The following is a 13,492-nucleotide window of genomic DNA, read 5'->3' as shown; positions in this document are numbered from 1 at the left end:
GCCCCAATGGCCCGAAGGGCCAACTAGCCGACATCCGTCCGGCCACGACGATCTGATCTCAGGCTGGCATAGAGTACATGCGTACGCCATCGCCCGTTGATCTGCAGATAGGACTGCGCGACACCTTCGTACTTGAAACCGGAACTCTCCAGCAGCCCGCGCGAGGCGCGGTTTTCCGGCAGGCAGGCGGCCTCGATACGGCTCAGGTCCAAACGCGCAAAGGCATAGTGGACAAGCGCAGCTATCGCTTCGCGCATGTAGCCCTGTCGCGCAAAAGCCTGTCCGGTCCAGTATCCAAGCGTTCCCGCCTGGGCAGGCCCGCGCCGGATATTGTCCAACGTGATGGCGCCGACCAGCACGTCGTCCTCGCGCCGGAACAGGAACAACGGAATCGCCGAGCCGTTGGCCACCGACCGCTGAGCCCAATAGACGCGGTTGGTGAAGGCCTTGCGGCTCAGATGGTCGGGCGCCCAGCTGGGTTCCCAAGGGGTCAGGAACTCCTTCGAGGCGCGCCGCAGCGCGGCCCAGTCGTGGAAATCGGAATGCGCGGGCGGGCGCAGGCTGAGCCGCTCGGTCTCGAGTTTCAGCTTGCGCCTGCCCAGAAGCATCACGCCGCGCGCCTCTCCTGCAATTCGGCCAGCGTGGGCGCCGCCGAAACCGGCCCGTAGAGCGCCAGCGCCGCCGGGGCCTTGACGGCCATCTGCTCGGCAAAATCCCGCACCTGCTCGGTGGTGACCGCATCGATCCGCGCGATGGTTTCCTCGAGCGCAGGCACCTTGCCCCAGATCTGCACCAGCCGTGCCAGGCGTTCCGCCCGGTTCGAGGGACTTTCAAGCCCCATCAGCATCCCGGCCTTCATCTGCGCACGGGCGCGGGCGACTTCCTCGGGCGTCATGTCCTCGGCCGCGCGCTTCATCTCGTCGATGGTGATCCCAGCCAGTTCCGCGACCTGACCGGCGGATGTACCGGCATAGATGGTCGTGGTTCCGGTGTCGGCATAGGCCCCGGTCTGGGCAAAGATCGTGTAGCAAAGGCCGCGCACCTCGCGTACCTCCTGGAACAGGCGCGAGGACATGCCGCCACCCAGGGCCGAGGAATAGATCTGCGCGGTATAGATCGCGTCGTCGCGATAGCCGGGGCTTTCCAGCGCCAGGGCGAAATGCGCCTGCTCCAGCGCCTTTTCCCGGCGCGCCTCGCCGCCGGTGAAACGGGCGGGCTCGGCGATCAGCCCCCTGCGCGGCTGAAGATGTCCGAACATTTCTTCGGCCAGTTTCATCAACTGGTCATGGTCCACGGCACCCGCAGCCGACAGGATCATCTGGTCGGGGCCGTAATGCTCGTTCACGAAAGCCGACAGATCCTCGCGGGAAAAGGCGCTGACTCGTTCGGACGGGCCAAGGATGGTCCGGCCCAGAGGCTGGTCGCGATAGCTTTCCTCCTGCAGCCAGTCAAAGATCACGTCGTCGGGCGTGTCGTGGGCCTGACCGATCTCCTGCAGGATCACGCCGCGCTCGACCTCGATCTCGTGGGGATCGAAGACCGGGTTCAACACGATGTCGCCGATCACGTCCAACGCCAGCGCCACGTCATCTTTGAGGACACGGGCGTAATAGGCCGTCACCTCGCGCGACGTGTAGGCGTTGATGTAGCCACCCACATCCTCGATCGTCTCGGCAATTTCCAGAGCTGTGCGGCGTTCGGTTCCCTTGAACGCCATGTGCTCGAGGAAATGCGCGATGCCGTTCTGCTCGATCCGCTCGTGACGCCCGCCGGCCGTCACCCAGATTCCGATGGCCGCCGATTGCAGCCCCGGCATGTGTTCACTGACGATCCGAAATCCGTTGGCCAGTTGGTCTTGTCTAACAGTCACGCAGAGATGTGCCCTTTGATATGTGCCTGGATGGCGCCCAGATCGTTGGTGATGCGGGTCACCCGTTCCGGACGTTCATACAGGTCTGCCATCCGGGGGGGAAGAGGCGGATGCACGCCGCTGGCCTGTTCGACCGCCGCGGGGAATTTCGCCGGATGCGCAGTGGCGAGCGTGATCATCGGGACATCGGGTGCGCGATGCTCTTCGCCCACCTTCACGCCAACGGCGGAATGGGGGCAGAGCAACTCGGCACTGGATGCCAAGGTCGCCTTGATCGTCTCCAGCGTTTCCTCTTCCGACGCACGCCCCGAGTCAAAGGTTTCGCGCAGTGCCTGAAGCGCGCCCTGGCTGACGTCGAAGCCGCCCGATTTCAGCTCTTCCATCAACTGCGCCACGGCGTTGCCGTCCTCGCCATAGGCGTAATACAGCGCGCGTTCGAAGTTGGAACTGACCTGAATGTCCATCGACGGGCTGATCGAGGGGATTGTGTCGCCCTTGTAATAACCCTCGCCCGACAGGCAGCGGTGCAGGATGTCGTTCTGGTTGGTGGCCACCACCAGCCGGTCGATCGGCAGCCCCATGCGCTTGGCGATGTAGCCGGCGAAGATGTCGCCGAAATTGCCGGTGGGCACGGTGAAGCTGACCTTGCGGTGCGGCGCGCCCAGGCTGGTCGCGGCCGAGAAGTAATAGACCACCTGCGCCAGCACGCGGGCGAAGTTGATCGAGTTCACCCCGGCCAGCTTGACCCCGTCGCGGAAGTCGAAATCGTTGAACATGTCCTTCACGGCGGCCTGGCAATCATCGAAATCGCCCTCCAGCGCCAGCGCATGCACGTTGCTGTCGGCGGGCGTGGTCATCTGGCGGCGCTGCACTTCGGACACGCGGCCATGGGGGAACAGGATGAACACGTCCACCGCATCGAGCCCCCGGAAGGCCTCGATCGCGGCCGAGCCGGTGTCGCCGCTGGTGGCGCCCACGATCGTCACGCGCTCACCCCGCCGTTTGAGGGCCACCTGGAACAGCTGACCGATCAGTTGCATGGCGAAGTCCTTGAAGGCCAGCGTCGGCCCGTGGAACAACTCCAGCAGGAAGTGGTTTTCGTTCAGCTGCTTCAGCGGCGCGCGGGCGGCATGGCCGAAGCCCTGATAGGCGCGGGCGATGATGCTCTTGAACTCGTCCTCGGCGAACGACCCGCTGACATAGGGCCACATGACCCGGAACGCGATTTCCTCGTAGGGCAGACCAGCAAGTGACGCGATCTCGTCCTTCGTCATCACCGGAATCTCGGCGGGCAGGTAGAGGCCGCCATCGCGTGCCAGACCGGTCAGCATCGCCTCTTCGAAGGTCAGTTCGGGCGCCTGCCCGCGGGTCGAGATGTATTTCATCGCTCTCTGCTTTCAGATGGGGCGCGGCCGCGCCACAGGAAATAGGCGGTCATGGCGGCCCAGACCAGAGCCAGCCCGAACCAGGTAACCGCATATTGAAGGTGATCGTTGGGAATGCCGGCCGTGTCCACCGGCAGCGGTGTCACACCGGGGTCGGTTCTGCTGCGCGCAATCAACAAAACAGGTTCCGTATCGAGTTCGGCGGCCAGCGCGGGAACATCGCGCGCAAACCAGATATTTTCCTTCAGGTCCGGCTCTGGCGTGTAACCGTCGATCTCGTCCGGCCAGTGCAGGTTTCCGGTGACCTCCATTGGTCCGGTCTGACGGTCCTTGTCCTTGTCCTCGATCCGGACGAAACCGCGATCCAGCAGGATGGTTCTGTCGCCAACCCGGAATGGCGCGATGATCCGGTATCCCGGGCCGACCTGCTTGACGGAAACCAGAACATGCACCTCGCCCGGCAACAACTCGCCTGAAACCGCGACGGGCAGGAAGCGGTCCGCCTCGGGATCGGGACTTTCCGGCAGGCCAACCGGGTCACCCGAGATACGCGCCTCGATATCTGCCAGAAGGGCCTCTTTCCAGGCCAGCCGCTGAACCTGCCATGTGCCCAGCGACAGCAGGATCGCCAGACCGGTCAGGCCAAATATCAGAAGGAACAGGATGCGGCGCATGTCAGGTCCAGAAATCCTCGGACGCCGGGGGTCGGCGAAGCGGTGCCTTGTTACGTTCGGAATGGCGGGCTTTGCAACCGCGCAATTGTGTCGGGTGCAATATCACGACCATCCGGCAATGAAAAAGCCGCCTTGGGGCGGCTCTATCGGGCCTTGCCCGATTTCGTCAGGGCACCGCAGCGCCCCGACGATATTCCGGTTCGCCGTACCTCAGTGGAACAGCGGAGCCTGTCCCCAGATGTAGACGGCGAAGAACAGGAACAGCCAGACGACGTCAACGAAGTGCCAGTACCATGCTGCCGCCTCGAACCCGATGTGCTTTTCAGGCGTGAAGTCGCCGCGCATCGCCCGGATCAGGCAGACCGTCAGGAAGATGGTGCCGATGATGACGTGCGCCCCGTGGAAGCCGGTTGCCATGAAGAAGTTCGAATAGAACTGGTCACCGCCGAATTCCCAGCCTTCATGCAGAAGCAGTTCAGCGTATTCATAGGCCTGCAGAGCGGTAAAGGCGATGCCCAGAACGATGCCGATGGCCAGACCCTGAACCAGCGCCTTGCGGTCGTTGTCATGGACCAGCGCATGGTGCGCCCAGGTAACGGCACAGCCCGACAGCAGCAGGATCAGCGTGTTGATCAGCGGCAGGTGGAACGGGTCGACCGCGTGGATCTCCGGCTGGACGTATTCGGTGCCCGCATATTCATACATCGGGTACATGCGGTGTTTGAAGAACGACCAGAACCAGGCGAAGAAGAACATCACCTCGGACATGATGAACAGGATGAAGCCATAACGCAGGCCAATCCGCACCACCGGGGTATGGTCGCCAGCACGGCTTTCGGCCACGACGTCCGACCACCAGCCGTACATGGTGTAGAGGACGGCGATCAGCCCGGCCCAGAACACGAATGCTGTGACGTCATGCATCCACAGAACGGCTCCGAACAGCATCACAAAGCCGCCAACCGCGCCGATCAGCGGCCAGATCGACGGGTTCAGAATGTGGTAATCGTGGTTTTTAGCGTGTGCCATCAGCGTCCCTCACCTACAGGCATTAGTTCGTGTTTGTTTTCGCCTGCCCGTCAAGGGCTGCATAGCCCTCCGGCAGATCGATTTCGTAGAATGTATACGACAGAGTGATCGTATGCACATATTTCGCTTCAGGATCCTCGACGATCTCCGGATCGACGAAGAAGGTCACGGGCATCTGAACCCGCTCACCCGGTTGCAGCACCTGTTCCTCGAAACAGAAACAGGCGATTTTCGAGAAATAGCCACCGGCCGAATAGGGCGTCACGTTGTAGGACGCCTGCCCGGCAATGGGCCTGTCGGTCGGGTTGTAGGCCTCGTAAAAAGCCAGCCCCGTCTCGCCGATGCGGATCTTCATCTCGTTCTCGACCGGCTTGAACTCCCACGGCATGCCGCGTTCCTTCGAGGCGTCGAAGCGCACCGTGATGGTCTTGTCCAGAACGGTGTCCGCGCCCTGTTCGGCGACGGCCGTCGTGCCACCAAAGCCGGTGACCCGGCAGAACCAGTTGTAGAACGGCACCGAGGCCCAGGCGAGTGCACCCATGACCACGACCACACCAACCAGTTGAACAACCGTTTTCTGGGGACCGTTGAGAGCCATCAGTTCTGCACCTCTCCGCGCGGCGGCTCGAAATCGCCCCTCGTGACCTTGACCACGGTCAGACCGAAAACGATGACGATGAAGGCGACTAGCGTCAGCGCAACACCCAGGTTGCGGCCAAAGCGGCGCTGGTGCAGCTCATGTGTCTTGCGCAGGCTCATCCCCAGCCTCCCAGCCCGTAGGGCTTGAGCAGGGCTTCGGCCAGAATGGCGCCGAAATGCAGGAACAGGTAGAGCAGCGAGAGTTTGAAAAAGCCACGCTCGACCTTGAAGTTGTCTGCTTCGGACGCCTCTTCGTCACGGCGGGAGATTTTCCATGCGCCGTGCAGGAACAGGGCGTTCAGAACCATCGCCACCACCAGATAGACCGGGCCACCGATGTCGGAAAACGCGGTGCCAACGGCCAGCAACGCCAGCATGGCCGTGTAGAACAGGATGTGCTTGCGCGTCGCCGGGCGGCCATGGGTCACGGTCAGCATGGGCACGCCGGCATCGTCGTAGTCCGAGCGCATGAACAGGGCCAGCGCCCAGAAATGCGGCGGCGTCCACATGAAGGTCAGCGCGAACATCAGCCACGGCTCAACCGACATCGATCCCGTCGCGGCAATCCATCCGATCACCGGCGGAAAGGCCCCGGCAGCCCCGCCGATCACGATGTTCTGCGGCGTCGATCGCTTGAGCCACATGGTGTAGACCACGACGTAGAAAAAGATGGTGAAGGCCAGGAAGGCGCCCGCAAAGATGTTCGTCGCCAGCGCCAGCATCGTCACCGACATGGCTGACAGTGCCAGACCCAGCGCCATCGCCTCTCCGGGCTCGACCTTGCCGGACGGGATCGGGCGGCCCTTGGTCCGTTTCATCACCCGGTCGATATCCGCATCCCACCACATGTTCAGCGCGCCCGAGGCACCGCCCCCGATGGCGATGAACAGGATGGCGCAGAAACCGATCACCGGATGGACCGGGACCGGAGCGGCCAGCAGGCCGACCAGCGCCGTGAACACCACGAGCGACATCACGCGCGGCTTCAGCAGGGCGAAGTAGTCGCCAAAGCTGGCCTCGTCCTCGCGGATCGTGCTGGCGTTGATGCTTGCGTCGCTCATTTCGGGTCCCTTGGTGCGAAAGGTGCGTGGATTCCACGCACCCTACTTGGCGTCTGGACGGGGCGGAGCTTCATCCCGCCCTCACAGGCTCAGTTCGATGCAACCTGGTAACTCTGCGGGATGCCCGCATATTCTTCCTTGGCGCCCGCGAGCCATTCGGCATAGGCCTCTTCGCTGACCACTTTCACGGTGATCGGCATATAGGCGTGATCCTTGCCGCACAGTTCGGAGCACTGGCCGAAATAGATGCCTTCCTTTTCGGCCTTGAACCACAGCTCAGCCAGGCGGCCCGGAACGGCGTCCTGCTTCACACCAAAGGCCGGGATCGTCCACGAGTGGATCACGTCAGCGCCGGTTACCTGCATCACGATGGTCTTGTTGACCGGAACGACGACAGCGGTGTCAGTTGCCAGCAGGTACTCGTCCTCGGCATAGCCATACTCGGCCAGTTGGTCCTTCTCGAGCAGGAAGCTTTCGAAACCAAAGCCTTCGTCGACATAGTCGTAGCCCCAGTACCACTGATAGCCGGTCACCTTGATGGTGATGTCAGCCTCGGGGATTTCCTGCTGCTTGAACAGCACCGGCAACGAGAACGCACCGATGAACACCAGGATGAGGATCGGCCCGACGGTCCAGGCGATCTCGATCGGCGTGTAGTGCGAGAATTTCGCGGGCGTCGAATTCATGCGCGTGTTGAAGCGAACGATGCAATAAAGCAGCAGCGCGCCGACCAGCAGGCAGATGGCGGTGATGATGACGAGAATCAAACCATCCAGCGATTGCAGGTCACGAGCCAGCTCGGTCGCCGCAGGCTGAAAGCCCAAGCCCCCGCTCACGGGTTTGCCGATGGATTCCAGTTCCTGTGCCATGGCCGGCAGGCCGGAAAGGGCCGCGAAAAGCCCCGAAAGCGTCAAAACGTTCTTCATTTTCTGTCCTGATCGTTTGATCTCTGCGTCCCTGCAGGGGGACGTGAATCAGGTCACACCCCTCCCGTTGTCTTTGGCTGTGTTTAAAATCATATTCCGGATGCTAGATAAAGCAAAATGCTTGCGTCAAACGGACGCTTTTTTGATCTGGATCAAATCCGAAAGGCCTGCTGCATGCCCCAAGACCCGTTTCGCCCCTTCGAAACAACGCTTCCGCGCGATGAGGCGCTTGCCGTTCTGCAGGCAGCCACGACCGGGGCCGAGGATGGCGAATTGTTCGTCGAGCGGCGGAAATCCGAGGCGCTGGTGTTCGACGATGGCCGCCTGCGCAGCGCCTCCTACGACGCATCCGAAGGGTTCGGCCTGCGTGCCGTTCAGGGCGAAGTGGCCGGGTATGCGCATTCCACCGATGTTTCGATTCCGGCGCTGAAACGGGCGGCTGAAACGGCGCGTCTGGCGGTTGGCGATGGCGGCGGCACGCTGGCGGATGCTCCGCGGCCGACCAACACGCGACTATATGGCGACGATGATCCGATCGACTCAGCCAGCTTTCCGGTCAAGATCGAGACCCTACGAGAGATCGACGCCTTTTCCCGCGACCTGGACCCGCGGGTGGTGCAGGTGAGCGCAACGCTTGCCGCATCCCTTCAGGAGGTCGAGATTCTGCGCCCGGACGGGGTTCATGTCCGGGATGTGCGGCCTATGACGCGGCTGAACGTCTCGGTGATCGTCGAACAGAACGGTCGTCGTGAAAGCGGATCGGCCGGCGGTGGCGGCCGCATCGGGCTGGATGGCCTGATCGATCCGGCCGATTGGCAGGCTAAAGCCAAAGAGGCGCTGCGCATCGCGTTGGTGAACCTCGAAGCCGTCCCTGCCCCGGCTGGTGTCATGGAAGTTGCGCTCGGCCCCGGCTGGCCCGGAATCCTGTTGCACGAGGCGATCGGGCACGGGCTGGAAGGCGACTTCAACCGCAAGGGCAGCTCGGCCTTTGCCGGGCTGATGGGACAACGGATCGCCTCCAGGGGCGTCACGGTTCTGGACGACGGCACGATCCCCGATCGCCGCGGTTCGATCACGGTGGACGACGAGGGCACCCCGAGTTCGCGCACTGTCCTGATCGAGGACGGCATCCTGACAGGCTTCATGCAGGACCGCCAGAACGCCCGGCTGATGGGCACGGTTTCCACCGGCAACGGTCGGCGGCAGAGCTTCGCGCACAAGCCCATGCCGCGCATGACCAACACGATCATGCTGGGAGGAGACGCCGACCCGGCGGCGCTGGTGGCCGACATAAAGGACGGCATCTGGGCCGTCGGTTTCGGCGGCGGTCAGGTCGACATCACAAACGGCAAGTTCGTCTTTTCCTGCACCGAGGCCTATCGCGTTCAGAACGGCAAGATCGGCGCTCCGGTCAAGGGTGCGACCTTGATCGGCGACGGACCGTCGGCGCTGAAACGGATTCGCGGGTTGGGCAATGACATGGAGCTGGATCCGGGAATGGGCAATTGCGGCAAGGACGGTCAGTGGGTTCCGGTTGGCGTCGGGCAGCCGACCGTACTGATGGATGGCCTGACGGTCGGTGGCTCGGCCGCCTGAACCATATTTCTCGCCGTTCAGAAAAGCGCAGACTCGACCTGCGAAATCAGCGATTCGCATAGCCTGGGCCATCGACCTCGAAGGCCCGGCGCAACCGACCTGGATAAAAGTCAATTTTGTCAAAACCCTACGCGCAGGCGAGAAAATTCTTCGGAAAATGCCCGGCTAATTTTTCTCGATTCACGCGCCGTTAACCGGGGCTTGCGTAAACCGGTCTTGCCAACAGGCGGAGCACCGGATGACCGAGGAACAGCTTTCTTCCAATCACCCCCCACTCCCACCCACCACGGAAGAAGAACGGTTTTCGTGGCTCCGTCTGTTGCGTTCGCGAAAGGTTGGCCCGGCGACGTTCCGCCGGTTGCTGCGCGAACATGGCACGGCGCAGAACGCGCTGGCCGCGCTGCCTGAAATGGCGCGCGCCGCCGGGATCGAGGACTATGAAACATGTCCGCCCGGCATTGTCGAAGCTGAGCTCAGGGCCGCAAGGGCCGTCAATGCGCGGCTCTTGTGCCTGGGCGACGCCGATTTTCCGCCCGCGCTTGTGGATTTGCAGGACGCTCCTCCGATGCTTTGGGCGATCGGCGACCCCAACCTGTTGAAGCGCCCCGTGATCGCACTCGTCGGGGCAAGAAACTGTTCTTCCCTGGGCTCGCGCATGGCGCGGTCTTTGGCCCGTGACCTTGGTGAGCAAGGCTATGTCGTGGTGTCCGGCCTCGCCCGGGGAATAGACACCTCGGCCCATCTGGCCGCGCTGGATAGCGGAACGGTTGCAGTCATGGCCGGGGGCGTGGACGTGATCTATCCGGCCGAAAACATGAAACTGGCAGAGAGAATCGCGGAAAGAGGTCTGAGGCTGTCGGAACAGCCCTTGGGGACGGTGCCGCAGGCCCGCCATTTTCCGCGCCGCAACCGCATCATCTCGGGGTTGGCGCAGGCGGTTGTCGTCGTGGAGGCTGCTGCCAGATCGGGCAGCCTGATCACTGCACGGGACGCCCTGGATCAGGGGCGCGAGGTTCTGGCCGTTCCGGGCCACCCTTTTGATGCGCGCGCGGCGGGGTGCAACATGCTGATCCGCGACGGCGCCATTCTTGTCCGCGATGCTCAGGATGTGATTGATGCCCTGCCGCCGCAAAAGACGGAAACCCCTCGAGAACCTCGGGAAAGTTCAACAAACAGCGTTTCGCCGTTTCCCAGACAAACCACGGCGCAAACCGCCGAAAAGCTGCACGCCCGGATTCTCGAGCGGTTGGGGCCATCGCCCTTGGCCGAAGACCAACTGATCCGCGACCTGGCCGCCAGCGCGGGTGAAGTCGGGCCGGCTCTGGTCGATCTGGAACTGGACGGGAAAATTCTCCGGCAGGCCGGTGGGTTGCTGTCACGGGTTGGTTGAGGCGTGCGAAAAAGGTTCGCGTTTTTCCCCGAAGCGTTGAACCGGTGTTGCGGTTTCGAATCCCCTGCCGAAGCCCGTTCAGGCGTGTCGGGAAAGGCCGGCGAACGGAAAAAGGGGCTAGTTTTGCGCCTTGTTTCGGATCCCGAATTGAACGGATTGACAATCGGCCCTTGTGCTCCACATGTTGCACGCCCATAGAAAGCGCCCAGCCCGTTGCACGAGGATTTCCCTTAAATGCCTGTAGTCGTTGTAGAATCCCCAGCCAAGGCAAAAACGATCAACAAATATCTTGGTTCCGACTACAAGGTTTTGGCCTCGTATGGCCATGTCCGCGACCTGCCGGCCAAGGACGGATCGGTCGATCCCGAGCATGATTTCTCCATGACCTGGGAAATCAGCCCGGACAGCCGAAAGCACGTGAAGGCGATCGCCGACGCGCTCAAGGAAGACAACGCGCTGATCCTCGCCACCGACCCCGATCGCGAGGGCGAGGCGATCAGTTGGCACCTGCAGGAGGCGCTGACCAAGCGGCGCTCGATCAAGAAGGATACCGAGGTCAGCCGCGTCACCTTCAACGCGATCACCAAGGACGCCGTCGCGCAGGCCATGAAAAACCCGCGCGAGGTGGACATGCCGCTGGTCGAGGCCTATCTGGCCCGCCGCGCCCTGGACTACCTTGTGGGCTTCAACCTCAGCCCGGTTCTGTGGCGCAAACTGCCCGGTGCCAAGTCGGCGGGTCGGGTACAGTCGGTCTGCCTGCGCCTCATCGTCGAACGCGAAATGGAGATCGAGGCGTTCAAGCCGGTCGAATACTGGTCGGTCAAGGCGCTGTTCGAAACGCCACGCGGCCAGACCTACGAGGCGCGGCTGGTCACGCTGGCGGGCAAGAAGCTCGACAAGCACGACATCGCCAACGCCACGCAGGCGGAACTCGCGGTACAGGCAATCACCAGCCGCGCGCTGAGCGTGACCTCGGTTGAGGCCAAGCCGGCCGCGCGCAACCCCAGCGCCCCGTTCATGACCTCGACCCTGCAGCAGGAGGCCAGCCGCAAATTCGGCATGGGCGCGCGCCAGACCATGAGCGCGGCCCAGCGTCTCTACGAGGCGGGATACATCACTTACATGCGAACCGACGGCATCGACATGGCGCCCGAGGCGGTGATGGCGACCCGCGAGGCGATCAAGAACCGCTATGGCGCGGAATACGTGCCCGACAGCCCACGCATGTACAAGAACAAGGCCAAGAACGCGCAGGAAGCCCACGAATGCATCCGGCCAACGGACATGACACGGGATGCGGCCTCGCTCAAGCTCACCGACGATGACCAGCGCAAGCTGTATGATCTGATCTGGAAGCGCACCATCGCCTGCCAGATGGCAGCCGCGCGCCTGGAGCGCACGACCGTGGAAATCGGCAGCGACGACGGCCAGGTCGGCCTGCGCGCGACCGGTCAGGTCGTTCTGTTCGACGGTTTCATGCGCGTTTACGAAGAAGGCCGCGACGACGTGGCCGACGAGGACGACAAGCGTCTGCCCCAGATCATGCAGGGCGAGAAAGCCGTCTTTGCCAAGCAATCGTTCAAGGACCAGGCCGAAAAGGCCCGGTCTAATGACGCGCAGGCGATCCTGTCCGAAAACGAAGCGGTTCTGGCCCTGCAACACCACACCCAGCCCCCGCCACGCTATACCGAGGCGACGCTGGTCAAGCGGATGGAAGAACTGGGAATCGGCCGCCCCTCGACCTATGCCTCGATCGTGACCACGATCCAGGACCGGGGCTATGTCCGAAAGGACAAGAACCGCCTGATCCCCGAAGAGAAAGGCCGGATCGTCACCATCTTCTTGCTGAACTTCTTCCGTCAGTACGTGGGCTATGAGTTCACGGCAAAGCTGGAAGAGCAGCTTGACGAGGTCAGCGCGGGCAGCCGCGATTACAAGGATCTGCTAAGCAAGTTCTGGCGCGATTTCTCGGCTGCGATCGCGGAGACATCCGAATTGCGCATCTCGGAAGTTCTGGAAAAGCTGGACGAGGCGCTGGCGCCGCAACTCTACCCGCCGCGGGAAGACGGCTCGGACCCGCGCATCTGTCCGAAATGTGGCGTTGGCAGGCTGCACCTGAAAACCTCGCGGACCGGCGGGTTCGTGGGCTGCGGGAACTATCCCGAATGCACCTATACCCGCCCCATCGCCGGTGAGGGCGCCGAGGGCGAGGAACGTCTGCTGGGCATGGATGGAGAGGACGAGATCTGGCTGAAATCCGGCCGGTTCGGTCCCTATGTTCAGCGCGGCGAAGCCACGCCCGAGAACAAGAAACCGCCGCGCGCTTCCTTGCCGAAGGGCTGGAGCAAGGATGACATGGACCTTGAGAAGGCGCTGACCCTTCTCAGCCTGCCACGCGAGATCGGCGAGCACCCCGAGGGCGGCATGATCAGCGCCAATTTCGGGCGGTTCGGTCCTTATGTCATGCACCAGCTGCCGGATGAGGCAAAGCCGGTCTATGTCAATCTCAAGGATCCCAACGACGTGTTCGAGATCGGGATGAACCGCGCGGTCGAGCTGTTGGCGGAAAAGCGCGCCAATCCCGGGCGGCGCGGGCAGGCAGCGGCCAAGCCGCTGAAGGAACTGGGCGAGCATCCCGATGGGGGCGCGATCCAGGTTCTGGACGGTCGCTATGGGCCCTATGTGAAATGGGAAAAGATCAACGCCACCCTACCCAAAGGGGTCGAACCTGCCGACGTGACCATGGAAATGGCGCTTGAACTGATCGCCGAGAAGGCGGCCAAGAAAGGCACCCGGAAAAAGGCGCCGGCAAAACGGAAGACGGCGGCGAAAAAGACCACCAAGAAAGCCAAAGCTGATTAAAGTCGAAAAGGTCCGGCCAAGAACCGGACCTTTTCCATTAGGTAGAAATACCAAGCCCTG

The 13,492-nt window shown here is 62.5% G+C and carries 12 protein-coding genes; 3 read left to right on the top strand and 9 right to left on the bottom strand.

The window, feature by feature from the left end; all coding sequences use genetic code 11:
• Positions 1 to 23: 23 nt before the first annotated feature.
• The 9 genes from AVO45_RS08060 to coxB all read right to left on the bottom strand — a co-directional run bounded on the left by AVO45_RS08060 (position 24) and on the right by coxB (position 7,584).
• Complete coding sequence (locus AVO45_RS08060; protein ID WP_068345740.1) at positions 24 to 608, bottom strand: GNAT family N-acetyltransferase; 585 nt, start codon at positions 606 to 608, stop codon at positions 24 to 26.
• Positions 608 to 1,870 carry a M16 family metallopeptidase gene (locus AVO45_RS08055; protein WP_068345739.1) on the bottom strand — a complete coding sequence of 421 codons (1,263 nt, stop codon included), beginning with the start codon at positions 1,868 to 1,870 and terminating at the stop codon, positions 608 to 610. The genes AVO45_RS08060 and AVO45_RS08055 overlap by 1 nt, the downstream gene beginning before the upstream one ends.
• Positions 1,867 to 3,255 carry a threonine synthase gene (thrC, locus tag AVO45_RS08050; RefSeq protein ID WP_068345738.1) on the bottom strand — a complete coding sequence of 463 codons (1,389 nt, stop codon included), beginning with the start codon at positions 3,253 to 3,255 and terminating at the stop codon, positions 1,867 to 1,869. The genes AVO45_RS08055 and thrC overlap by 4 nt, the downstream gene beginning before the upstream one ends.
• On the bottom strand, positions 3,252 to 3,929 hold the full coding sequence (locus tag AVO45_RS08045) for an SURF1 family protein (RefSeq protein ID WP_068345737.1): 678 nt from the start codon (positions 3,927 to 3,929) through the stop codon (positions 3,252 to 3,254). The genes thrC and AVO45_RS08045 overlap by 4 nt, the downstream gene beginning before the upstream one ends.
• A gap of 210 nt (positions 3,930 to 4,139) precedes the next feature.
• The gene (locus AVO45_RS08040) at positions 4,140 to 4,958 is read right to left on the bottom strand and encodes a cytochrome c oxidase subunit 3 (protein ID WP_068345736.1); all 819 of its coding nucleotides are present in this window, start codon (positions 4,956 to 4,958) and stop codon (positions 4,140 to 4,142) included.
• Positions 4,959 to 4,980: 22 nt separating this feature from the next.
• A complete protein-coding gene (locus AVO45_RS08035) occupies positions 4,981 to 5,556 on the bottom strand; it encodes a cytochrome c oxidase assembly protein (protein ID WP_068345735.1) in 576 nt (191 codons plus the stop codon).
• On the bottom strand, positions 5,556 to 5,717 hold the full coding sequence (locus tag AVO45_RS19875) for a hypothetical protein (protein WP_169796000.1): 162 nt from the start codon (positions 5,715 to 5,717) through the stop codon (positions 5,556 to 5,558). Before AVO45_RS19875 ends, AVO45_RS08035 begins: the two co-directional genes overlap by 1 nt.
• Positions 5,714 to 6,658: a heme o synthase gene (gene cyoE, locus AVO45_RS08030; protein ID WP_068345734.1), complete on the bottom strand. Its 945-nt coding sequence runs from the start codon at positions 6,656 to 6,658 to the stop codon at positions 5,714 to 5,716. The genes AVO45_RS19875 and cyoE overlap by 4 nt, the downstream gene beginning before the upstream one ends.
• An 89-nt stretch (positions 6,659 to 6,747) precedes the next feature.
• Positions 6,748 to 7,584 (bottom strand): cytochrome c oxidase subunit II, encoded by an 837-nt coding sequence (gene coxB, locus AVO45_RS08025; RefSeq protein ID WP_068345732.1) that lies wholly within the window; start codon positions 7,582 to 7,584, stop codon positions 6,748 to 6,750.
• Positions 7,585 to 7,758: 174 nt separating this feature from the next.
• Here coxB and tldD point away from each other — a divergent pair, with 174 nt between their 5' ends.
• From tldD to topA, 3 genes are all read left to right on the top strand, one after another.
• Complete coding sequence (tldD, locus tag AVO45_RS08020) at positions 7,759 to 9,180, top strand: metalloprotease TldD (protein WP_068345730.1); 1,422 nt, start codon at positions 7,759 to 7,761, stop codon at positions 9,178 to 9,180.
• Between the two features lie 238 nt (positions 9,181 to 9,418).
• Complete coding sequence (dprA, locus tag AVO45_RS08015) at positions 9,419 to 10,570, top strand: DNA-processing protein DprA (protein WP_068345728.1); 1,152 nt, start codon at positions 9,419 to 9,421, stop codon at positions 10,568 to 10,570.
• Between the two features lie 234 nt (positions 10,571 to 10,804).
• Positions 10,805 to 13,432 (top strand): type I DNA topoisomerase, encoded by a 2,628-nt coding sequence (gene topA, locus AVO45_RS08010; protein WP_068345726.1) that lies wholly within the window; start codon positions 10,805 to 10,807, stop codon positions 13,430 to 13,432.
• Positions 13,433 to 13,492: the final 60 nt, after the last annotated feature.

The sequence above is a fragment of the Ruegeria marisrubri genome (assembly GCF_001507595.1).
Taxonomy (GTDB): domain Bacteria; phylum Pseudomonadota; class Alphaproteobacteria; order Rhodobacterales; family Rhodobacteraceae; genus Ruegeria; species Ruegeria marisrubri.
Note: the sequence above shows the minus strand (reverse complement) of the source record. Positions and strands in the feature narration are given on the sequence as shown.

Coding starts and splice junctions, on each gene's coding strand:
- AVO45_RS08060 (WP_068345740.1), bottom strand. CDS start 608: ATGCTTCTGGGCAGGCGCAAGCTGAAACTCGAGACCGAGCGGCTCAGC.
- thrC (WP_068345738.1), bottom strand. CDS start 3,255: ATGAAATACATCTCGACCCGCGGGCAGGCGCCCGAACTGACCTTCGAA.
- AVO45_RS08045 (WP_068345737.1), bottom strand. CDS start 3,929: ATGCGCCGCATCCTGTTCCTTCTGATATTTGGCCTGACCGGTCTGGCG.
- AVO45_RS08040 (WP_068345736.1), bottom strand. CDS start 4,958: ATGGCACACGCTAAAAACCACGATTACCACATTCTGAACCCGTCGATC.
- AVO45_RS08035 (WP_068345735.1), bottom strand. CDS start 5,556: ATGGCTCTCAACGGTCCCCAGAAAACGGTTGTTCAACTGGTTGGTGTG.
- AVO45_RS19875 (WP_169796000.1), bottom strand. CDS start 5,717: ATGAGCCTGCGCAAGACACATGAGCTGCACCAGCGCCGCTTTGGCCGC.
- cyoE (WP_068345734.1), bottom strand. CDS start 6,658: ATGAGCGACGCAAGCATCAACGCCAGCACGATCCGCGAGGACGAGGCC.
- coxB (WP_068345732.1), bottom strand. CDS start 7,584: ATGAAGAACGTTTTGACGCTTTCGGGGCTTTTCGCGGCCCTTTCCGGC.
- tldD (WP_068345730.1), top strand. CDS start 7,759: ATGCCCCAAGACCCGTTTCGCCCCTTCGAAACAACGCTTCCGCGCGAT.
- dprA (WP_068345728.1), top strand. CDS start 9,419: ATGACCGAGGAACAGCTTTCTTCCAATCACCCCCCACTCCCACCCACC.
- topA (WP_068345726.1), top strand. CDS start 10,805: ATGCCTGTAGTCGTTGTAGAATCCCCAGCCAAGGCAAAAACGATCAAC.